The sequence below is a fragment of the Hydrogenophaga sp. Root209 genome (assembly GCF_001428625.1).
Lineage (GTDB): Bacteria > Pseudomonadota > Gammaproteobacteria > Burkholderiales > Burkholderiaceae_C > Hydrogenophaga.
In genome coordinates this window covers 617,598-638,345 of sequence record NZ_LMIE01000029.1, presented here as the reverse complement: position 1 = coordinate 638,345, position 20,748 = coordinate 617,598, and the positions used below count along the sequence as shown (strand labels likewise).

Annotated in this window: 22 protein-coding genes; 11 read left to right on the top strand and 11 right to left on the bottom strand. The window is 67.6% G+C overall.

Annotated elements, in window-relative coordinates; all coding sequences use genetic code 11:
* Positions 1-3 precede the first annotated feature (3 nt).
* The 6 genes from ASE11_RS16530 to ASE11_RS16505 all read left to right on the top strand — a co-directional run bounded on the left by ASE11_RS16530 (position 4) and on the right by ASE11_RS16505 (position 8,151).
* A complete protein-coding gene (locus ASE11_RS16530; RefSeq protein WP_056273925.1) occupies positions 4-1,089 on the top strand; it encodes a hemin-degrading factor in 1,086 nt (361 codons plus the stop codon).
* 153 nt (positions 1,090-1,242) lie between these two features.
* The gene (locus tag ASE11_RS16525; protein WP_414842464.1) at positions 1,243-2,079 is read left to right on the top strand and encodes a heme/hemin ABC transporter substrate-binding protein; all 837 of its coding nucleotides are present in this window, start codon (positions 1,243-1,245) and stop codon (positions 2,077-2,079) included.
* Positions 2,080-2,140: 61 nt separating this feature from the next.
* Positions 2,141-2,617: a hypothetical protein gene (locus ASE11_RS16520; protein WP_056273918.1), complete on the top strand. Its 477-nt coding sequence runs from the start codon at positions 2,141-2,143 to the stop codon at positions 2,615-2,617.
* Positions 2,614-3,687, top strand: a complete 1,074-nt coding sequence (locus ASE11_RS16515; RefSeq protein WP_056273914.1) for a FecCD family ABC transporter permease — start codon at positions 2,614-2,616, stop codon at positions 3,685-3,687. Before ASE11_RS16520 ends, ASE11_RS16515 begins: the two co-directional genes overlap by 4 nt.
* A complete protein-coding gene (locus ASE11_RS16510) occupies positions 3,684-4,601 on the top strand; it encodes a heme ABC transporter ATP-binding protein (protein WP_056273910.1) in 918 nt (305 codons plus the stop codon). Before ASE11_RS16515 ends, ASE11_RS16510 begins: the two co-directional genes overlap by 4 nt.
* A 232-nt stretch (positions 4,602-4,833) precedes the next feature.
* Positions 4,834-8,151 carry a PAS domain-containing protein gene (locus tag ASE11_RS16505; protein WP_056273908.1) on the top strand — a complete coding sequence of 1,106 codons (3,318 nt, stop codon included), beginning with the start codon at positions 4,834-4,836 and terminating at the stop codon, positions 8,149-8,151.
* 3 nt (positions 8,152-8,154) lie between these two features.
* On the opposite strand, the gene ASE11_RS16500 is transcribed toward ASE11_RS16505, so the two are convergent.
* Positions 8,155-9,084, bottom strand: a complete 930-nt coding sequence (locus ASE11_RS16500) for an inositol monophosphatase family protein (RefSeq protein WP_056273903.1) — start codon at positions 9,082-9,084, stop codon at positions 8,155-8,157.
* Between the two features lie 122 nt (positions 9,085-9,206).
* Here ASE11_RS16500 and ASE11_RS16495 point away from each other — a divergent pair, with 122 nt between their 5' ends.
* Both ASE11_RS16495 and cysE read left to right on the top strand, forming a co-directional pair.
* Positions 9,207-9,941, top strand: coding sequence for an RNA methyltransferase (locus ASE11_RS16495; protein ID WP_056273899.1), 735 nt, complete (start codon positions 9,207-9,209; stop codon positions 9,939-9,941).
* A 9-nt stretch (positions 9,942-9,950) separates the two neighbouring features.
* Positions 9,951-10,718, top strand: coding sequence for a serine O-acetyltransferase (gene cysE / locus ASE11_RS16490; protein ID WP_056273895.1), 768 nt, complete (start codon positions 9,951-9,953; stop codon positions 10,716-10,718).
* Positions 10,719-10,802: 84 nt separating this feature from the next.
* Here cysE and ASE11_RS16485 read toward each other — a convergent pair whose 3' ends face one another.
* From ASE11_RS16485 to yjgA, 3 genes are read right to left on the bottom strand one after another with little or no spacing between them, the layout of a single operon-like run.
* On the bottom strand, positions 10,803-11,279 hold the full coding sequence (locus tag ASE11_RS16485) for an FKBP-type peptidyl-prolyl cis-trans isomerase (protein WP_056273892.1): 477 nt from the start codon (positions 11,277-11,279) through the stop codon (positions 10,803-10,805).
* 19 nt (positions 11,280-11,298) lie between these two features.
* Positions 11,299-11,904 carry a molybdopterin adenylyltransferase gene (mog, locus tag ASE11_RS16480; RefSeq protein WP_056273888.1) on the bottom strand — a complete coding sequence of 202 codons (606 nt, stop codon included), beginning with the start codon at positions 11,902-11,904 and terminating at the stop codon, positions 11,299-11,301.
* Positions 11,901-12,554, bottom strand: coding sequence for a ribosome biogenesis factor YjgA (yjgA, locus tag ASE11_RS16475; RefSeq protein WP_056273883.1), 654 nt, complete (start codon positions 12,552-12,554; stop codon positions 11,901-11,903). The genes mog and yjgA overlap by 4 nt, the downstream gene beginning before the upstream one ends.
* Before the next feature lie 97 nt (positions 12,555-12,651).
* On the opposite strand from yjgA, the gene pmbA reads away from it, so the two are divergent.
* Both pmbA and ASE11_RS16465 read left to right on the top strand, forming a co-directional pair.
* Positions 12,652-14,082, top strand: coding sequence for a metalloprotease PmbA (gene pmbA, locus ASE11_RS16470; protein WP_056273880.1), 1,431 nt, complete (start codon positions 12,652-12,654; stop codon positions 14,080-14,082).
* A 91-nt stretch (positions 14,083-14,173) separates the two neighbouring features.
* Entirely contained in the window at positions 14,174-15,061 is an 888-nt protein-coding gene (locus ASE11_RS16465) for a DMT family transporter (RefSeq protein ID WP_056273876.1), read from the top strand.
* Between the two features lie 97 nt (positions 15,062-15,158).
* Here ASE11_RS16465 and ASE11_RS16460 read toward each other — a convergent pair whose 3' ends face one another.
* From ASE11_RS16460 to ASE11_RS16445, 4 genes are all read right to left on the bottom strand, one after another.
* On the bottom strand, positions 15,159-15,605 hold the full coding sequence (locus tag ASE11_RS16460; protein ID WP_056273873.1) for a GatB/YqeY domain-containing protein: 447 nt from the start codon (positions 15,603-15,605) through the stop codon (positions 15,159-15,161).
* Positions 15,606-15,711: 106 nt separating this feature from the next.
* Positions 15,712-15,924, bottom strand: coding sequence for a 30S ribosomal protein S21 (gene rpsU / locus ASE11_RS16455; RefSeq protein WP_056273869.1), 213 nt, complete (start codon positions 15,922-15,924; stop codon positions 15,712-15,714).
* Between the two features lie 127 nt (positions 15,925-16,051).
* The gene (locus tag ASE11_RS16450) at positions 16,052-16,432 is read right to left on the bottom strand and encodes an antibiotic biosynthesis monooxygenase family protein (protein WP_056273864.1); all 381 of its coding nucleotides are present in this window, start codon (positions 16,430-16,432) and stop codon (positions 16,052-16,054) included.
* Entirely contained in the window at positions 16,429-16,761 is a 333-nt protein-coding gene (locus ASE11_RS16445; protein ID WP_056273860.1) for an NIPSNAP family protein, read from the bottom strand. The genes ASE11_RS16450 and ASE11_RS16445 overlap by 4 nt, the downstream gene beginning before the upstream one ends.
* Positions 16,762-16,869: 108 nt before the next feature.
* Here ASE11_RS16445 and ASE11_RS16440 point away from each other — a divergent pair, with 108 nt between their 5' ends.
* Positions 16,870-17,601, top strand: coding sequence for an ArsR/SmtB family transcription factor (locus tag ASE11_RS16440; RefSeq protein ID WP_056273857.1), 732 nt, complete (start codon positions 16,870-16,872; stop codon positions 17,599-17,601).
* Here the strand turns inward: ASE11_RS16440 and ASE11_RS16435 are convergent.
* From ASE11_RS16435 to ASE11_RS16425, 3 genes are all read right to left on the bottom strand, one after another.
* Positions 17,598-18,809 (bottom strand): NAD(P)/FAD-dependent oxidoreductase, encoded by a 1,212-nt coding sequence (locus ASE11_RS16435; protein ID WP_200959365.1) that lies wholly within the window; start codon positions 18,807-18,809, stop codon positions 17,598-17,600. The genes ASE11_RS16440 and ASE11_RS16435 overlap by 4 nt on opposite strands.
* 26 nt (positions 18,810-18,835) lie before the next feature.
* Positions 18,836-19,531 carry a type IV pili methyl-accepting chemotaxis transducer N-terminal domain-containing protein gene (locus tag ASE11_RS16430; protein ID WP_056273847.1) on the bottom strand — a complete coding sequence of 232 codons (696 nt, stop codon included), beginning with the start codon at positions 19,529-19,531 and terminating at the stop codon, positions 18,836-18,838.
* 73 nt (positions 19,532-19,604) lie between these two features.
* Positions 19,605-20,732, bottom strand: coding sequence for a sterol desaturase family protein (locus ASE11_RS16425; protein WP_056273845.1), 1,128 nt, complete (start codon positions 20,730-20,732; stop codon positions 19,605-19,607).
* Positions 20,733-20,748: the final 16 nt, after the last annotated feature.

Below are 20,748 nucleotides of genomic sequence, written 5' to 3'. Positions count from 1 at the left end.
ACCATGAGCATCCAGGACATCCGAACCGCATTTCAGACCGCACGCAGCAGGGGGTTGCGCGCCCGGGAGGCGGCCGAAGCCATCGGCGTGAGCGAGGGCGCTGCCATCGCCGCGCACCAGGGCGCTGTCAACGCGCCCCTGCACGCCGCCGCGCTCAAGCCCGACTGGCTGGGCCTCCTGCAGTCGCTCGAAGCGTGTGGGCCGCTGATGGCGCTCACGCGCAACGAGACCGTGGTGCACGAGAAGACCGGCGTGTACCAGAAGGTCTCGGCCAGTGGCCACGTGGGCCTGGCGCTGGGCGAACACATCGACCTGCGCCTGTTCTTCCACCAGTGGCATGCGGGCTTCGCGGTCACCGAGGCGCTGAAGTCTGGCCCGGGCACCGCACCGCCCAGCCTGCAGTTCTTCGATCGCCACGGCGTGGCGGTGCACAAGATCTTCGTGCGCGAGCAGACCGATCTGGCCGCCTGGCTGCAGGTCATTGCGCAGCACACCGGCACGCAGCCCGCGCGCGATTTCGTGCCGCGCACCGCGCCCGCCGTGGCCGCGCCCCAGCCGGCGCCCGATGCGGCCGCGTTCGCCGCCGCGTGGGGCGCGATGACCGACACGCATCAGTTCTTTCCGCTGCTCAAACAGTTCGGTATCGAGCGCCAGCAAGGTTTTCACCTGGTTGAAGGGCGCTACACGCACCGCGTGCAGACCGGCGCGGTGCGCGGCCTGCTCATGGAGGCCGCCTTCGACGGCACACCCATCATGGTGTTCGTCGGCAGCCCGGGCTGCATCCAGATCCACACCGGAGCGGTCCTGCGCATCGAGCCCATGGAAACGCAAGGCAAGACCTGGCTCAACGTGCTCGACCCCGGCTTCAACCTGCACCTGCGCGAAGACCTGATCCAGGACGTGTGGGTGGTCGAGAAGCCCACCAGCGACGGTGTGGTGACCTCGGTGGAAGCCTTCGATGCCCAGGGCGAACTCATGGCCATGTTTTTCGGTGCGCGCAAGCCCGGCCAGAGCGAACTCGCCGCGTGGCGCCACATCGTGAGCCACCTGCAGGCCACGGGCCAGCCGCACGATCCGGTGGCCGCATGACACCCGCCTCCACCAACCGCACCCGACACCATGAAACCCTTGCCGCCACTCTCTCCATCCGCGAACACCTCGCGCAGACGCGCGCTGCGCGCCTTCTCGAGCGCCGCGCTGGCTGGCTCGGCAGCGGCAACCGCTGGATGGCCGTCGCTGTTGATGGCTGCGCCTGCGGCTGCGAACCGCCCGGGCAGCACCGATCCCGTCGCTGAGCGCACAGCGCTGCCCCGCCTGGTCACCGTGGGTGGCGGCATCACCGAGGTGGTCTACGCGCTGGGCGCGCAAGACCAGCTGGTGGGCACCGACACCACCAGTCTCTACCCCGTTGCGGCGCAGGCCACGCCCAAGGTGGGCTACATGCGCCAGCTCTCGGCCGAAGGCCTGCTCGCGCTGCGGCCCGACGCGCTGATCGCCGGCACCGACGCTGGCCCGCCGGTGGTGATCGACCAACTGCGCAGCGCCGGCGTGCGCGTGGAGCTGGTGAACGCGGACCACAGCTGGGACGAGGTGCGGCGCAAGGTGCTGGCGGTGGGCCGCGCCTCGGGCCGCGAGGCGGCGGCACGCGAGTTGCAGGCGCGACTTGACGCGCGCTGGCAGGTGGTGACGGCGCGTGTGCAGGCCGCGAAGAGTCCCGGGCCACGCGTGTTGTTCGTGCTCTCGCACAGTGGCAGCCCGATGGTCGCTGGTGAGCAGACCGCTGCGGATGCGCTGATCCGTTTCATCGGTGCGCGCAACCCGCTCGCAGGTTTCAAGGGCTACCGGCCCATGACGGCCGAGGCCATGGCCCAGGCCGCGCCCGACATCATCCTGACCACCACACAAGGCATCGAGGCCATTGGCGGCGAGGCGAAGTTCTGGCAACGGCCCGAACTCGCGCTCACGCCCGCCCACGCCCGACGCGCGATGGTGCACCTGGACGCTCTGGAGCTGCTGGGCTTCGGCCCGCGACTGCCCGATGTGGTGGAGCGCCTGCACGAACGCATGGTGAGGGCATGAGCGCAGCGCCGGGCCGTTCCCAAGCAAGCTCGCACCGCAGTGCGCAGCACGGAGGTTTCCAATGAGCGCAGTCGTCAACCTGCGCACACCCGATCTGCAGCGCGCGTGGGCCGACTACACGCAGGTGCTGGGCTTCGAGGGCCAGCAGCATGTGCCGGGCGTGTTCGCGCGCCTGACCCACGGTTCTCTTTGCGTGCAGCTCTGGGCCTTTGGTGCAAGGCCCGGGCGCTGGGAGCACCCAACGCCCGGTGAAACCGCGTTTGCACCCGGACACCACCGGGTCGAGGTGGTCGGCCTTCATGACTTGCACGCCAGCCTGCGCAGCGCCTTGCTGCGGCCCTGCCGCACGCGCCTGGCCGGTCGCACGCTGCTGCACGCGCAGCGCCTGGGCTCCGACACTCCGCAATGGATGGACTGGTGTGCCTGGGAGAGCACCTTGCTCGACATCGACGGCCATGTGCTGCACCTGATCGACCGGGCACCGTGGCGCCCCGGCGCACCAGCCCGCCACCCGCCCGGCACGGAGGTGACCGAATGAACGCGTCAACGACCGCGGTGACCGCAGGGCGGCAGCGCACCCCGCGCTGCCTCAGTGGCCCGGGCCTGCTGGCCGTGCTCGGCCTGCTGCTGCTCGCCACCCTGCTGTGGGCCGCAGGGCAGGGCGCCTACAGCCTGCCACTGAGCGCCTTGCCCGGCGTGTTGTTCGGCGTTGACGGCGCAGAGCGCGGCGCCGAACTGGTGTTCTTCAACATCCGCCTGCCGCGCCTGGTGCTGGGCCTGGCCGCGGGCGCCGGGCTGGGTCTGGCCGGCGCGCTCATGCAGGGTCTGTTTCGCAACCCGCTGGCCGACCCCGGGCTCATCGGCGTGAGCAGCGGCGCGGCGCTGGCCGCTGGCGTGAGCATCGTCATGGGCAGTCTGTGGTTTCCCGATCTGCCGCGCGCACTGGGCAGCTGGACGCTGGTGCTCATGGCCTTTGCCGGTGGCCTGTCGGTCACGGTGCTGATCTACCTGCTCTCGCGCGGCGAGGGCGGCACGCGGGTGGGGCTGATGCTGCTGGCCGGCATCGCGGTCAACGCGCTGGCCGGCGCCGGCCTGGGGCTGCTCAGCTTCCTCGCGACGGACGAGCAATTGCGCAATCTACAGTTCTGGCTGCTCGGCAGCCTGGGCGGCGCGCGCTGGAGCGCTGTCGCGCTGGTGGGCGCCATCACGCTGATCGCCGGTGGCGCCGGTCTGGGACTGGCGCGCGCGCTCAATGCACTCGCGCTGGGCGAGGCGCAGGCGGTGCTGCTGGGCGTGCCGGTGGAGCGTGTGAAGCTGATCGCCATCATGGTCACGGCGCTGGTGGTGGGTGCCGTCACGGCCACCACCGGCATCATCGGTTTCGTGGGCCTGGTGGCGCCGCACATGGTGCGCCTGCTGGGTGGGCCCGACCACCGCTGGGTGCTGCCCGGATCGGCGCTGCTGGGCGCGGTGCTGGTGCTGTTGGCCGATGCGGTCGCGCGCACCGTGCTGCAGCCGGCCGAGCTGCCGCTGGGCGTGATCACGGCCATGGTCGGCGTGCCCTTTTTCCTGCTGTTGCTGCGCGGCGCGCACGGGAGGCGGCTGTGAACGCGCGCCTGCTCGACGCGGACTGGCGCAGCGCCTGCGACGGGCTGCCTGCCGGGGAACGCCCGCTGTGGCTGGACGACGACTCGCACGACACCCCCACCGGGCATGGCGGCACCGCGGGTCTGTGGGCCAGTGGCGTGGGCGTGCATGCGGACACGAGCATCCTGCTCGAAGGCGTGCACCTGCGGCTCGCGGCGGGTGAGGTGGGCGCGATTCTTGGCCCCAACGGCGCGGGCAAGTCGACCCTGTTGTCGGTGCTGGCTGGCTTGCGTGCGCCCGACGTGGGTGCGGTCTGGATCAACGGACAACTCGTGAATCCGGCCCAGGCGCACCGCATGGCGCGTCAGCGCGCCGTGCTGCCGCAGGAGAGCGCCGTGGCGTTCGACTTTCGCGTGCACGAGGTGGTGGCGCTGGGCCGTTATCCGCACCGCCAGCAGCCTTCGCGTGACGAGGCGGGGATTGTGGAGGGGGCAATGCAGAACACCGGCGTGGCGATGCTGGCCGAGCGCACTGTCGCCAGCCTCAGCGGTGGCGAGCGAGCGCGTGTGCAGCTCGCGCGTGTCATGGCGCAGATCTGGGACACGGATGCCGACGGCGCGCCGCGCTGGCTGATGCTGGACGAACCCACGGCAGCACTCGACCTGCACCACCAGCACGAAACGCTGCGCACCGTGCAGCGCTGGGCGCGCGAACGGGGCGTGGGCGTGGTGGCGGTGCTGCACGACCTCAACCTGGCGCTGCGCTACGCCGACCGCGTCTGGGTGCTGGATGGCGGCGTGCTGCAGGCCAGCGGGCACCCGGCACGTGTGCTGACGCCCGCGCTGGTGCGGCAGGTGTGGCGGGTGCGGGCGGCCACGGTGCGCGCGCCCGATGGACTGGCGCAACTGCTCATCTCGGGCAGCGACGCGCCCTGAAGCCGGCCGCGCTCGGGCGCGGCTTTTGCCGAGTCACCCAGGTTGCAACCCGGGCAGACTTTTGCGGATCCGTGAGCTGGGCGCTGTCCGCCGCCTGCCTGGAGGCGTACATTAGGGTGGCAACGTTCTCCACGGGCGCGTCGGATGTCGGATGCCCGAGGTTGCCGCCTGAGAATGGTCACCCAGCTATGCTGGACAACCAGTACCAGTTGACTCACACCAAAGAGCACGCATGCCCGAAGCTGCCTCAGACCCTGCCTCCAACGAGCTGGTCTTCCAACCGTCTGTCCCCGCCTGGGCAGGGGCTTCCTACCTCCCATTCGATGCCATCTTCATGGCCGCACCGCTGCCGGCGTCGGTGTCCCTCTGGCACGACGGCCGGCTGCTCGCGGTCAACGATGCCTGGCTGAAGATCACCGGCTTGTCGCGGGAAGAGGCCATCGGGCGCACGACGGTCGAGTTGGGGCACTGGCGGGACGCAGCCGAGCGCGACCGGTATCTGCACGACCTGCCCGGCCCGGACGAAGCGCAGGTGCTGCACCTCAAGGGGGGACTGGCGCACCGGGTGCGCATGCACGCCACCGCGCTGGAAGCCGGGTCCGACAAACTGTTGCTGGTCTATTTCACCGAAACCACGCGCGAGCAGGAGGCCGAGGCGGCCCTGGCCCAGTCGAACGAAGCCCTGAAACAGGCCAACGTGGAATTGCAGCAGCGAGTGGAATTGCACGTCGCCATCGAAAAGCTGGCCCGGGTGGGGCACTGGACGGATGCCGTGGACCATGGGCATGTGCAATGGTCGCCTGGCCTGTATGACATCACGGGTGTGCCTTACCAGCACCCGGTCCCCAAGGAAGTGGGGCGCGGTGGCATTCATCCTGACGACATGCCTGCCTGGCTCGAAGCCCGGGCCGCGCTGGACAGCCGCGAGGTTGCATTCCGCTGGCTGAGGTCCGATGGTCAGCAGCGCTGGTTTCGCTCCCGCATCAGCCAGACCACGGTGGCGGGCAGTCCCCAGATCGATTTTGGTGTGGTGCAGGACATCACGCCCGAGCGCGAGGCCACCGAGCGGCTCGGCGAACAGCTCAAGCTGCTGCAAGGTGTTGCCGCTCGCGTGCCCGGCATGATGTACCGCGCCCGCCTGACACCCCACGGCAAGAGCACGGTCTCGTATGTGAACGACGCGGTCCGCGACATGCTTGAGGTGGAACCCGAGGACTTGTTGCGCAATGCGCGCATCCTGTTTGATCGGGTGCACCCCGACGATCGACCCACCGTGGTGGCATCGTTGAATGCCGCGTCCCGCGATCTGGTCCTGTGGCGGCAGGGCTACCGGGTGGTGCTTCCCCGGCGCGGAACGCGCTGGTACAGCGTGGAGGCGGTGCCCCAGCGGGACTCCGATGGCTCGGTGGTCTGGCACGGCTTTACCACCGACGTGACCGAGGCGCGCCTGGCCGAGCAGCGCGTTGAGCGGCAACAGCGCATGCTGGAGGCGGTGCGACGAGCGCAGGCGGTGTTCATCCAAACCGAGGACAAACGCGACGCTTTCCAGGGCTTGCTGGATGCGTTCCTGCAGCTCACGGGCAGTGGCTACGGATTCGTGGGCGAAGTGCTGTACGACGTCAACGATCACCCCTACCTGAAGACCCATGCGATCACCGACATCTCGTGGGACGTCGAGTCCAGGCGGATGTACACCGAACAGCTCGATGCAGGCATGACGTTCAGCAACCTCAAATCCTTGTTCGGGCACGCCATGACGAGCGGGCAGCCGGTGATCGCCAACGATCCCCGCCACGATCCACGGGCCGTCGGCATGCCCTCGGGGCATCCACCCATGGATGCGTTCCTGGGCATCCCTCTGGCCGTTGGCGATCGTCTGGTGGCCATGGTCGGTCTGGCCAATCAGCCCGGTGGTTTCAGCGAAGCCGACATCGAGTTTCTGCAGCCCCTGCTGGGCGCCGTGCGGCAGCTGGTGCTGGCCTGGCGCAACTTTCAGGAGCGCAAGCGCACGCGCAACCAGCTTGAGGCCACCAGCGCCTTGTTGAGCGAGAAGAGCGCGGCGCTGCAAGCCACACTGGACAGCATCAGCCAGGGCCTGACCAAGGTGGACGCGCAAGGGCGCATCCTCTTCTACAACAAGCGCACGCTGGAACTCCTGGACCTGCCCGATGAATTGCTGGCCCGGCGACCCACACACGAGGAGGTGGTGAAGTTCCAGCGCGATCGCGGCGATTTCGGCGCCCAGCTTCAGTTGGTGGATCCTCTGGCCCGACGCTACCTGGGGGAGCCCGATCCGATCCACCTGCCCGATCACTACTGGCGCAAAACCAAGGACGGCCGCACGCTGGAAATCCGTTCGTGGGCCTTGCCCGATGGGGGTGTGGTGCGCACCTTCACCGATGTGACGTCTTACATCTCAACCCAGGAGGCCCTGCGGGAGGAGCGCCAGCGTCTGGCCTGGGTGCTCGACGCCACACGCCCGGGCATCTGGGAAACCAACCTCACCGAATCGACGCTGACCATCAACGAGCGCTGGGCCGAAATGCTGGGCTACACGTTGCAGGAGCTGGAGCCGGTCACCTATGAAACATGGCGCGGTCGGGTGCATCCCGAAGACCTCGTCAAGGCCAACAAGGCGCGCGAACGGCACCTGAGTGGCGAGCTGCCGTTCTACGACTGCGACCTCCGTCTCAAACACAAGGACGGTCATTGGGTATGGATCAACACCCGGGGCCGGGTGCATCAGCGCGACACCGACGACCAGGCGCTCTACATGTCGGGCACCCACCTGGACATCAGCGATCGCGTCGCCGCGCAAGAGGAGATCCACGCGCTCAATGCCAGCCTGGAGCAGCGCGTGCAGGCGCGCACGGCCGAGCTGGAACGATCGATGCGGGACATGGAGGCGATCTCGTATTCGATCGCCCACGACTTGCGCGCGCCGCTGCGTTCGGTCAATGGTTTCGCACAGGTGATCGCCGAAGAGGAGGCCGACGGGCTGAGCGAGAACGGGCGCCAGATGTTCGAGCGCATCGCGCGCTCATCACGCAACATGGGGCAGATGATCACCGACATGCTGGAGTTGCTGCGCGTGGTGCAAGTCGAGCTCGTGCCCCAACCAGTGCCCATGGCGGCGCTGGCCTGCACGGTGGCCGATGCGCTGGCACCGCAGGTGCCCAATGCCCGCATCGACGTGGGCCACCTGCCCGACGCTCTGGGCGACGCCACGCTGCTGCGGCAAGTGCTGAGCAACCTGCTGGACAACGCCTTGAAGTACTCGCGCCACCAGAACGGGCCGGTGGTGAGCGTGGGCTTTGATACCGGAACAGGGGCCTATTTCGTTCGCGACAACGGCATGGGCTTCGACATGGCCCGGGCCGACAAGTTGTTCGGATTGTTCCAGCGCCTGCACGCTGGCACGGACGTGCCTGGCATGGGCGTGGGGCTGGCGATCGTGGCGCGCATCATCGAGCGGCACAACGGCACCATCTGGGCCGAGTCGGCGCCCGGGCAGGGCGCCTGCTTCTGGTTTCGCGTGCCGCGGGCCTGAGTGTCAGAAAGGCGCGTCGCCCTGGGGGGCGGCATCGGACGACGAGGCCTCAGCCGCAGTTGCACCGGCAGTGGGTGCGCCCAATGTGCGGGCCTGGCGCACCGAGGCCTTGTCACCGGCGCTGGCGAACTTGCTGTACTTGCCGGTCACGCTGACCAACTGGCCGTAGATCTTGGGGTTGGCGGCCAGGCATTCCTTTTGTTCCAGGAAGTCGGCTTCGCCGGTGAAGTTGCCGATCAGGCCACCGGCTTCGGTCACCAGCAGCGCACCCGCGGCCACGTCCCAGGGAGAGAGGCCCATTTCAAAGAAGCCGTCGGTGAATCCGGCGGCCACGTAAGCCAGGTCGAGTGCGGCAGAGCCGGGGCGGCGCACGCCGGCCACGCGTGGCATCACGTCGCCCAGCATCTGCAGGTAGGTCTGGAAGGCGTCGCCCGGGCGGAACGGAAAACCGGTGGACATCAGGCACTCGCGCAGTGTGGTGCGCTTGGCCACGCGGATGCGGCGGTCGTTCATGTAGGCGCCGCGCCCGCGCGTGGCGCAGAAGAGATCGTTGCGGGTCGGGTCGTAGATCACGGCTTGTTCGAGCTTGTTGCCCACCATGAGCGCGATGCTCACACAGTAGACCGGGAAGCCGTGAATGAAGTTGGTGGTGCCGTCCAGCGGGTCGATGATCCAGACGTGGTCTGCGCCGCCGTGCCGTCCTTCGCGCTTGCCCGATTCCTCGGCCCAGATCGCGTGATCGGGGTAGGCGGTGAGCAAGGTGTCGATGATCGCGGCCTCGGCGGCCTGATCAACTTCGGTCACGAAATCGTTGGTCTGCTTGACCGAAACGCGGACCGATTCCACATCCAGGGCAGCGCGGTTGATGATGGTGCCGGCAAGGCGTGCGGCCTTGATGGCCACGTTGAGCATGGGGTGGAGCGTGGACGACATGAATTGTGAACCTCGGCGCGACACGGGAGCGGCGCGCGGCAGTGGAAGAGCAGACAGGAACGCCCCGGCGATGCGGGGCGGCGACAATACCCGTGATTTTACTGCCCCCTACCCACCCCAGCATGCGCACCCGTTTTGTCCTGATCCAGACCAGCCACGCCGGCAACGTCGGCGGCGTGGCCCGCGCCATGAAAGTGATGGGCTTTGACGACCTCGTGCTGGTGCAGCCGCGCTGGGCCAACGTGCTGAAGCGCGAGGAGACCATCCAGCGCGCCAGCGGTGCCAACGACGTGCTGGCCAGGACTCGCGTGGTCGACACGCTCGATGAGGCGCTGGACGGCATGACCCACCTGTGCGCCACCGCCATGACGCCGCGCGACTTCGGCCCACCCACGCTGGCGCCACGTGAGCATTTCAGCGCCTTGCTGGGCACGCCCGAGCCGCCCGAGGGCGTGGCCTTTCTGTTCGGCTCCGAGCGCTTCGGCATGCGCAACGAAGATGTGTACCGCTGCCACGCCGCGCTGAGCATCCCCACCGCGCCCGATTTCGGCTCGCTCAACCTGGCGGCTGCGGTGCAGCTCATTGCCTACGACTGGCGCCAGGCGCTCGGCGGCTTCGCCCCGCTGCCAAGCGCGCCACCGCGCCAGCAGGCCGACGCGCAGGCCATCGGCGGCATGTTGACCCACCTGGAACAGGCGCTGGTGGCGGTGGATTTTCTCGACCCGGCCGCGCCCAAGAAGCTGATGCCGCGCTTGAACCAGCTTTTCAACCGCGCCGCACCCAGCGAGGAAGAAATCCACATCCTGCGAGGTGTTGCCAAGGCCATGCTGCAGGTGGCCGACAAGGCCAGGCGCTAGACTGCCGCCATGTTTGCCCGCCTCCGCTCCGACATCCAGTGCGTTCTTGACCGCGATCCCGCTGCGCGCAGCGTCTGGGAGGTCGTCACCTGCTATCCCGGTCTGCACGCGGTCTGGCTGCACCGCCCCGCGCACTGGTGCTGGACGCACGGCCTCAAATGGCTGGGCCGTTTCATCTCGCACATCGCGCGCTTTTTCACCGGCATCGAGATCCATCCCGGTGCCAAGGTGGGTGAGCGGGTGTTCTTCGACCACGCCATGGGCGTGGTGGTGGGCGAGACGGCCGAGATCGGCGACGGCTGCACCATCTACCAGGGCGTGACGCTGGGGGGCACCTCGCTCTACAAGGGCACCAAACGCCACCCCACACTGGGCAAGGATGTGGTGGTGAGCGCGGGCGCCAAGGTGCTCGGCGGCTTCCTGGTGGGCGACGGCGCCAAGATCGGCAGCAACGCGGTGGTGATCAAGCCGGTGCCGGCGGGTGCCACGGCGGTCGGCATACCGGCCCGCATCATTCCGAGCAAGACCGGCGAGAGCGCCGACGTGACCGACCCCAAGTTCCAGGCCTACGGCATCACGCAGGAAGACGACCCGCTGTCGCAGGCCATGCGCGGCCTGATCGACTCCACCGCCGGTCAGGAACACCAGATCGCGCTGCTGTGGTGCGCGATCGAGAAGCTCTCGCAGTCATCCCGCGATGGTGATTGCGTGCCGAAGGACGCGGCGCGTGAAGAGTGTTTCGAGGCCGAGAAGCTCAATCAACTCATAGGGAAGTGAACTTCACGCGTTCGGGCTGAGCTTGTCGAAGCCCTCACGCGGTGCGTCGCACAAGCCCTTCGACAGGCTCAGGGCGAACGGAGGTCAGTGGTGATGTCCGTGCGCGCCGTGTGCGTGGCCGTGTGAAATCTCCTCGGCCGACGCCGCTTTCACGTCCACCACCTTCACCGCGAACTTCAGCGTCTGCCCTGCCATCGGATGGTTGCCGTCCAGGTGCACCGTGTCGCCTTTGATCTTCATCACGGTGAACACGTGCTGCTGGCCCTTGTCGTCGCTGCCCTCGAGCTGGCCGCCGACCTTCACGCCCGGCGGAAAGTCGCGCTTGGGCATGGTGGTCACCAGGCTTTCGTCACGCACACCAAACGCGTCTTCGGGCGGCAGCACCAGCGTGGCCGCGAAGCCGGGTTCCTGGCCTTCCAGCGCCTTTTCGATGCCGGGCAAGGTGTTGCCGTAGCCGCCGTGCAGGTACGCGCGCGGCTCCTTGCCGTCTTCAAGCACCTTGCCCTGGGCATCGGTGGCGCGGAAGGTGAGTGTGACGATGGTGTCTTTGGTGATCTTCATGGTGTGTTTCCTGGAGATGTCAGCGCGCGGGGCGCACGGCGGATTTGGGGCGGAAGGCCTTGCAGACCTCGTCGTTCGTTTCAAGGTAAGGCCCGCCGATCAGATCGATGCAGTAGGGCACGGCGGCAAAGATGCCGTTGACCTTCTGCGTGCCGTCGGCGTTCTTCAGGCCTTCGAGCGTCTCGGCGATTGCCTTGGGCTGGCCTGGCAGGTTCAGAATCAGGCTCTGGTCGCGGATCACGGCCACCTGCCGCGAGAGGATGGCGGTGGGCACAAACGTCAGGCTGATCTGGCGCATCTGCTCGCCAAAGCCCGGCATCTCCTTGTGCGCCACGGCCAGCGTGGCCTCGGGTGTTACGTCGCGCAACGCCGGGCCGGTGCCGCCGGTGGTGAGCACCAGCGAGCAGCCGGCGTCGACCAGCTCGATCAGCGTCGCGCTGATGCGCTCGACCTCGTCGGGGATCAGCCGCGGCTCGAAGCTGATCGGGTTCTTGAGCGCGCGCGTGAGCCACTCCTGCAGCGCGGGCAGGCCCTTGTCTTCGTAGACGCCGGTACTCGCACGGTCGCTGATGGACACGATGCCGATGCGCACCGGGTCTTCGGGTGGGCGGGTGGTTTCGTTCATGCCGGGTCTTCTTCCACAGGCGCATCGGGTTCGTCCGAGCCCTCGTTCAGCGCAGCCTTGACCAGCTGGAAGATCTCGCGGTAGGCCTTGCCGTGGCGCACGGCCTCACCTGCTCGTTCCAGGGCCTCGTTGGCCTGCGCGTCCTTGCGGGCCTGGCGGATGAGCGCTCGCAGTTGCTGCACATCGGTGTCCGGTGCTTGTTCCAGCCAGCGCGTGAGCGCGTCGTCGTTGGCAATGAGTTGGTCGCGCCACTGCTCGGCCAGGTGCAACGACAAGGTGCCTTTGGCAGAACCCTTGTTCTGCTCATCGAGCACGGCTTCCACCTCGGCCAACGTGGCTTCGCTCACGCCGCGCATGAGCTTGCCGATGTACTGCATCTGGCGGCGGCGGCCTTCAAAGTTGGTGATCTTCTTGCAGTCGTTGACCGCGTCCACCAGTTTTTCCGACAGGTCAAGCCGTTTCATCAGATCGGCGCGCAGTGTGAGCAGGCTTTCGCCGAGCTGTTGAAGCCGGTCGCTGTACTTCTTCAGGTCGGTCTTGCTCATGTCGTCCGAACCCTTGAGCTCGCGCTTGAGTTCCAGGTCCAGCTCGCTGCCCAGGGCGACGAACTGGCCGCGGACGAAATAGCCTTTGGTGGGTTTGCGGGACATGTGGGGTCTCAAAAGGGGAGGGCTGCACGCTGGGCAGCATGGGCATCTGCGCGCGATGCAGCGCCCGGGTAGGGCGGCCAGTATCATAGCCGTCGATATGAAAAATGCCCCCCACACCCCGGCCCAGCCCACCCCTTCGGTCTCGGCCAACGCCCCGCTCCCCGGTTTCCAGTACGCCCGCAGCCAGTTTGAAGAGCTCGTCGATCTGGCGCTTTCCCATGCGAAACAGCTCGGCGCGGCCGATGCAGCGGCCGAGGTGTCCGAGGGCGCTGGTCTCAGCGTGTCGGTGCGCAAGGGTGAGCTGGAGAACGTGGAACGCAACCGCGACAAGTCGCTCGGCGTGACGGTGTACCTGGGCCAGAAGCGCGGCAACGCCTCCACCTCCGATTTCTCCGCCGCCGCCGTGCGCCAGACGGTGCAGGCCGCTTACGACATTGCTCGCTTCACCGCCGAGGACCCCATGGCCGGCCTGCCCGACGCGGCTGACGTGGCAGACAACTACCTTGATCTCGACCTGTTCCACCCCTGGGTGCTGAACTCCGAAGAGGCCATGCGCATCGCTCTGGAATGCGAAGCCGCGGCCTTTGCCACCAGCAAGAAGATCAACAACAGCGAAGGCGCCGGTGTGTCGGCCCAGCAGTCGCATTTTTTCACCGCCCACATGCGCGACGGTGCGCGATCGGGCGCAGGCATCTTCAGCGGCGGCTACGCCAGTTCGCGCCACAGCCTGTCGGTGGCGCCCATTGCCGGCCGGGGTGCCAACATGCAGCGCGACTACTGGTACAGCTCGCAGCGCTCGCCGCAAGACCTGGCCACACCGCAAGCCGTGGGCCGCTACGCCGCCGAACGGACACTCGCACGCCTGAACGGTCGCAAGATCGCCACCACCGAATGCCCGGTGTTGTTCGAGTCGCCCATGGCCGCCGGCCTGCTGGGTGCCTACGTGCAGGCCACCAGCGGCGGTGCGCTCTACCGCAACACCACCTTCCTGCCCAACAGCCTGGGCAAGCGCGTGCTGGCCAAACACATCGACATTCTGGAAGACCCGCACGTGCGCAACGGCAAGGGCAGCTCACCGTTCGACGACGAAGGCGTGCGCACCGCCAAGCGCAAGGTGGTCTCGGCCGGCAAGGTGCTGGGCTATTTCCTGTCCACCTACTCGGCGCGCAAGCTGGGCATGCGCACCACCGGCAACGCCGGCGGCTCGCACAACCTCACGCTCACCAGCCGCCTCACCCAACCCGGCGACGACCTGCGCGCCATGCTCAAGAAGCTTGGCCGCGGCCTGATGGTCACCGAGCTCATGGGCCAGGGCGTGAACTACGTGACCGGCGACTACTCGCGCGGCGCCTCGGGCTACTGGGTGGAAAACGGCGAGATCGCCTACCCGGTGCACGAAATCACCATTGCCGGCAACCTCAAGGACATGTTCCAGGGGGTCGAGGCGGTGGGTGCGGATGCATACAACTTCGGTGCCAAGACCGTGGGTTCCATCTTGATCAACCGGATGAAGATCGCAGGCAGCTGATGGCCCCCACGCTCCACCGCTGCGCGGGTCGCTGCCCCCCAGGGGGGCTGGCCTTGCTCGGGGCGGCCCTTCGCTGCGGCCGCTGAGCTTCATGCGCCCGGAAGTGCTCGCGCTGCTCGCCGCAGCCTGCTGGGCGGTCTCCAGTCTTTTCTCGGCAGGTCCGGCGCAGCGCCTGGGCGCATTCGCCTTCAGCCGCTGGCGCATGCTGTTTGCCAGCCTGCTGCTGTGGGCGCTGGCTTTGCTGGGCGGCGGCTGGCGCAGCCTGGACGCATCGGCTTTTGGCCTGCTGGCCCTCTCGGGCGTGATCGGCATTTTCATCGGTGACACCGCGCTCTTCGCCTGCATGAACCGCCTGGGGCCCCGCCGCTCGGGCGTGCTGTTTGCATGTCATGCGCTGTTTTCGGCGGTGCTCGCCTGGGCCTTTCTGGGCGAGGTGCTCTGGGGCTGGGCGCTGCTGGGCAGCGGGTTGCTGGTCGGCGGCGTGATGCTGGCCATCGTCTGGGGCCGGCGCAGCGACGAACTGCACGGCTGGGAGCAGACACATGGCCCGCTGATCATCGGCGTGGGTCTGGGGCTGGCCGCCGCGCTGTGCCAGTCGGTGGCCACGCTCATGCTCAAGCCCCTCATGACCACTGGCGTGGATGCGGTGGCGGCCAGTGCGGCGCGCATGAGCATGGCGCTGGCTGCACACACCCTCTTGCTGGCGAGCGGATGGGCAGGTGCACGCGCCAAGCTGCCCATGGACTGGAAGGACGCGGGTCTCACCTTCATGAGCGCCGCCGTGGCGATGGCCCTGGGCATGACCTTGATCCTGGCCGCCATGCGGCTCGGTCAGGCCGGTCTGGTGGCCGTGCTGTCCTCGGTCTCGCCGATCCTGATCCTGCCCCTGCTGTGGCTGGTTTATCGGCGCCGGCCGGCGGCAGGCGCCTGGCTGGGTGCGGTTTTGGCGGTGCTGGGCACCGCACTCATCCTGAACTGATCCGCAGAAGAGGTGACGATCCGCCGCCGGGCCGCCCCAAGGCGGATCAGCCCCCTCGGGGGGGACAGCGACCCGCGCAGCGGCGGAGCGTGGGGGTTTAGCCCGCCAGTGCAGCCTTCACCGCAGCCGACACCATGCCCATGTCGGCCTTGCCGACCAGGCGGGTTTTCACCGCGCCCATGACCTTGCCCATGTCACCAGGGCCTGTGGCGCCCAGCTCGGCCACGATGGCCTTGACCTCGGCGGCCACTTCATCGGCCGACAGGCGTGCGGGCAGGTAGGCCTGCAACACCTTCATCTCGGCACTCTCCTTGTCGGCCAAATCCATGCGTGCGGCCTTGGTGAAGGCCTCGATGCTGTCCTTGCGCTGCTTGATGAGCTTGTCGACGATGGCCACCACCATGGCGTCGTCGAGCTCCACGCGGTCGTCCACTTCCTTCTGCTTCATGGCCGCGGTCAGCAGGCGGATGGTGCCCAGGCGCTCGCTGTCCTTGGCGCGCATGGCGGCTTTCATGTCTTCGATGATCTGTTCCTTGAGGCTCATGGGGGCTCCTGTGGGCGATGAAACGGGGTGTTCAGACAACAAAAAAGCCCGCCTGAACGTCTTCCAGCGGGCTTTTGGGCAACCGGGCGAACCCGGCGGCACAGGCTCAGTACAGCTTCTTGGGCAGCTGCATCGAGCGCACACGCTTGTAGTGGCGCTTGACGGCGGCAGCCTTCTTGCGCTTGCGCTCGGCGGTGGGCTTTTCGTAGAACTCACGGGCGCGCAGGTCGGTCAGCAAACCGAGCTTTTCGATGGTGCGCTTGAAACGGCGCAGGGCGACGTCAAAGGGTTCGTTGTCTTTTACACGGATGGTCGTCATGGGCGAGAGATGTCCAGAATGCGCGGAAAGAGGATGTTCGGGAAGATCGGGCCCAAGCGTCGTTTCCGCAAAATGTCCCGTCGTTAACTAGTATTGGCAGACGGGTATTTGCCAGCAAAGCCTTGGATTATAGCCACTTCGGTACCTCGGGCAAGCCAGCGGCCCCGGTGTGAAAGGCTCGGGCGTCGGCCGGGGCCTGCTCGCGGGCGTTCAGGCCGTAGTCGCGCTGCACCAGGGCCACGCGCAACCGGTAGTCCGAGAACACACCCGCACGGCCGGCGGCCTGGGCCTGGCGATGGGATGGGAGGGTGCGCCAGCGCGCAACGGCAGCCTCGTCGCGCCAGTAAGAGAGAGAAAGCAGCTTGCCGGGCTGGCTCAGGCTTTCGAAACGCTCGACCGAGACAAAGCCGTCAATGACCTCCAGCTCGGCGCGCAGCACGGCGGCCATGTCCAGGTAGGTCTGCCGGCCCGCTTCGCTGGGGATGACCTCGAAGATCACGGCGATCATGACGCTGCCTGGCGGTCGAAAGTGCCCGCCACCAGCTCGGTGAACGTGCGTTCTTCGCGCAGGATGAAGCGCAGCCGGCGCGCCATCTCGAAGTTCGCGCGTCCCTCGTCGTCGGCGCGCAGGCGTGCGCGGTAGGCCTCGTAGGCGGCCAGGCTGTCGAAGCCGATCAGTCCCCAGGCCTCGTCGTTGGTGCCTTCGCTGGGCAGGAAATAGCCCACCAGGTGACCGCCGCAACGCGGGATGATGCGGCCCCAGTTCTCGGCGTAGGTGCGAAAGGCCTCGACCTGGAAGGGGTCGAGCTGGTAGCGGATGAAGCAGGTGATGGTCATGCGAGGTCTTTGATTGGTGCGGAAGCCGCCATGCTGCCGCGCTTGTGCTCATGCATGCTTCGCTGCGGAGCGAAGCATGGAGGCCCGCGCTTGCAGCACACTCGGGCCATGAACACCAACCGCATCGCGCACGTCGCCGCCCTGGTCGGCGAACCCGCCCGCACGGCCATGTTGATGGCGCTGATGGATGGGCGCGCACTGACCGCGCGCGAACTGGCCGATGCGGCCCACATCACGCCCGCCACCGCCAGCCGCCACCTGGGCCTGCTGGTGGACGCCCTGTTGCTGCGCGTGGAGCGCCAGGGGCGGCACCGTTACCACCGCCTGGCTTCGCCCGAGGTGGCGCGTGTGCTCGAAGGCCTGATGCAACTGGCGGTATCGCCCCAGGCGCCGCTGGCGCCGCGCCGTCTGGTCGTGGGCCCGCGCGATGCCGCTCTGCGCGCCGCTCGCACGTGTTACGACCACCTGGCGGGCCGCCTCGGTGTGGCGATCGCGGATCATCTGCTGGAGTCGGGGGCGGTGGTGTTTGACGACGAGGCCGGCGCGGGACATGCGACCGACCGCGTCGCGGATGCCTTGCGGTGCCTGGGGCTGGATGCGGATGCCGCGGTGGCCGGTCGCGCGGGCGGGCGTGCGCACTGCCGCCCGTGCCTGGACTGGAGCGAGCGGCGCATGCACCTTGCAGGCCGGCTTGGCGCGCTGATCTGCCACCGCTGCCTGGAGCGGGGCTGGCTCCTGCGGGGCCAGGGCACGCGCGCCCTCACCATCACGCCGCCGGGTGCCCTGGCCCTGCGCGACTGGTTGGGCACCACACGCTGGCGCGACGTCGTGGGCGACTAAGGGCCTGGCAGAGCCTGCGCACACGCATGCGCGCTGGCCCAGGCCCACTGGAAGTTGTAGCCGCCCAGCCAACCGGTCACGTCCACCACTTCGCCGATGAAGTACAGCCCGTGCTGCTTCGATTCCAGGGTCTGGGACGACAGGTCGCGCGTGTCTACGCCCCCCAGTGTCACTTCGGCCTTCTTGTAGCCCTCGGTGCCGGTCGGCGTGATCTCCCAGCGCGACAGGCGTTCGGCCAGCCGCGCCAGCGCCTTGTCGGAAGCCTCGGCCACGGGGCGCTGCCAGTCGGCGTCCTGCTGAACCCATGCGTCGGCCAGGCGGCTGGGCACCAGGCTGGCGAGTTCGTTGGCGATCAGCTTGCGCGACGTGGCCTTGGCGCACGCCAGCGCGGCGGGCAGGTTGGTTTCCGGCGCCAGGTTCAGGCGTATCGGCATACCCTCCTGCCAGTAGCTGGAGATCTGCAGCACCGCTGGGCCGGAGAGGCCGCGGTGGGTGAACAACAGGTCCTCAAGAAAGGCCATCTGCGTTTTTTTCTGTCCGGTCTCGATGCGCACCGGCAGGGCCAGCCCGGACAGTCCTGCATAGGGCAGCCAACCATCGCCGTCGAAGGTCAGCGGCACCAGTCCCGGTCGCGGCTCGACCAGGCGCAGGCCGAACTGCCTGGCCACGCGGTAGCCGAAATCGGTGGCACCGATCTTCGGGATGGACAGGCCGCCGGTGGCCACCACCACCGCAGGGCTGCGCACCGGGCCGCGGTCGGTGTCGAGTTCGTAGACGCCGTCCCCGTCCACCCGGATGGCCTTCACGCTGCACGGCTGCCAGCGCTGCACGCCACCGGCGTCGCACTCGCGCAGCAGCATCTGGATCAGGTCTTCGGCCGACCGGTCACAGAACAGCTGACCTTTGTGTTTTTCATGAAAGGCGATGCCGTGGCGCTGCAGGAGTTCGATGAAGTCGCTCGGGGTGTAGCGCGAAAGCGCGGAGCGGCAGAAATGGGGATTGCCGCTGATGAAGTGCTTGTGTGGCGCCTGCACATCGATGTCGCGGTTGGTGAAGTTGGCGCGGCCGCCACCCGAAATGCGGATTTTCTCGGCCACCTTCTCGCTGTGGTCGAGCACCAGCACCCGCAGGCCGCGTTGGCCGGCGATGCCGGCGCAGAAGAGGCCGGCGGCGCCAGCGCCGATGACGATGGCGTCGAAGTTTTGCATGGCGCGCAGTGTAGGCGCACCGCCGTTCAGCCGTTGCTTCTGCTTCGCTCGGCGAGCACGGCGGCCTTTCTGGTGAGCCTGTCGATTTCGCCGGTGATGTCCGACAGGACATTGGCGACCACCGCGAATTCACGGCCGTGTTGGCCGGCCCGCGCGGCGATCACCTGCGCGTTGAAGCTCACCACCTTGGCTTCCTTGGCCACGCTCTGGATGTCGTCGACGATGCCTGCCAGCTCTTTCATCATGGTGTCGGAGCGCAGCCTGGCGACTTCGTCGAACGCGGTGGCGGCGGTGTTGAGCGCTTCGAGGATGCGGTCGGTGTGGTCGACCAGCTCGGCCGTGGTGGAAGACAGGCGGGGGCTGGCGGCCTCGATCTGGTCGAGCGCGCTGCGCACGAGCTGCATGAAGGCCTGCACCACGGGGCCGACCCCACGCGCGCCCTGGTAGGTTTCGGTGATCTTGCGTGCGCTGGCGGGCTCCAGCTGCGCGGCGGTGGTCAGCAGGTGCTGCTGACTTTCGGTGAACATCTGCAGGCTGCGCTGCGCGGCCTGCACACGCCCCGTGTCGCCGTGGGCGGCCAGCACGGTCTGCAGGATCATGCGCTGCGAGAGCATGCGCTGGCGCGCCGCAAGATTGACCAGAGAGAGGCCGGCGATGTGGGCCGGCGTGTCATTTCGCTTGAAGGTGGTGGAGGCGGTGGTGTAAGCGGTGAGTGATGTCATGCCTAACACCAAGCAATCGCCGGGCCACGGCTGTGCATGCTCCGCTCGCGCGGTGTGCACCAGCGTGGCGCGCTCAGCCCTTCCAGGTGAAGGGGAACGCGATCTGCTTCAGAAAGCCCTTGGGCACGTAGTCGCCCAGCACGCCATAGCGCTCGGGCCACAGCTTGGGGCTGTTGACGGCTGTGCCGAACAGGTGGTCCAGAAAGGCATAGTGCGCGGCGTAGTTCTTGTCCAGCGCATCCGCATCCTGGCTGTGGTGCCAGTGGTGGAAGTTGGGCGTGACGATGAGGTAGCGCAGCGGGCCCAGGCGCACGCTCACGTTGGCGTGGTTGAACACGGCCTGGAAACCCACCACGATGATGTAGGCGTCGATCACTTCCTTGGAAAAGCCCAGCAGGTAGATGGGCCCGAGCACCAGGGTGCGCGTGATGATGGTTTCCAGGATGTGCTGGCGCGAGCCGGCCATCCAGTCCATGTGCTTGGTGCTGTGGTGCACCGCGTGCAGGCGCCAGAGCAGCGGCACCTCGTGGTAGGCGCGGTGCGTCCAGTACTGGGCGAGGTCGGCCACCAGGATGATGAGCGGCAGCGCGGCCCAGAAGGGCAGCGCCGCGATCCAGCCACGCACGCCCTCCACCGGCACCCAGCCGAAAATGTTGTGCACCAGCAGGTTGGTGGCCAGCAGCATGAAGCCGATGACCATGTGGTTGACGATGAAGTGGTGGAAGTCGGTCTGCCACTCGGGGCGAAACACCGGCTGGTCCTTGCGCAGGGCAAAGAGTTTCTCGATGAAGATGAAGATCAGCGCCGAGCCCAGCAAGTCCAGGATGAACCAGTCCATGCCGATGTAGGGCGTGTTGTCGGGAAAGTTCGGGTCGACCTCGACCTGGTGCCCACCCAGCAGCGCGCTGAGCGTGACCAGCGCGAAGGCAAAGGCCGAGAGCCAGCGTGCGCGGTTGAACAGCACGTTCACCAGGCTCAGGCCTCCCGCCACCACCATCGCGCCGAACAGCAGTTGGCGCATGAGCGCCACGTCGTACTGCTGGCGCAGCTGGGGTGTGGTGAGGTACTGCGGGAAATGAAAGGCCATCACGCCCAGGAAGCACAAGATGGCCAGCGACAGGGCGATCACGCCGGTGACCAGGCCGCGGCCTGGGCGCAAGGCGCCGTGGCTTTCGGTGAATTCGTTGAGTTTCTTGAGCATGCGCCTCCCTGCCTGA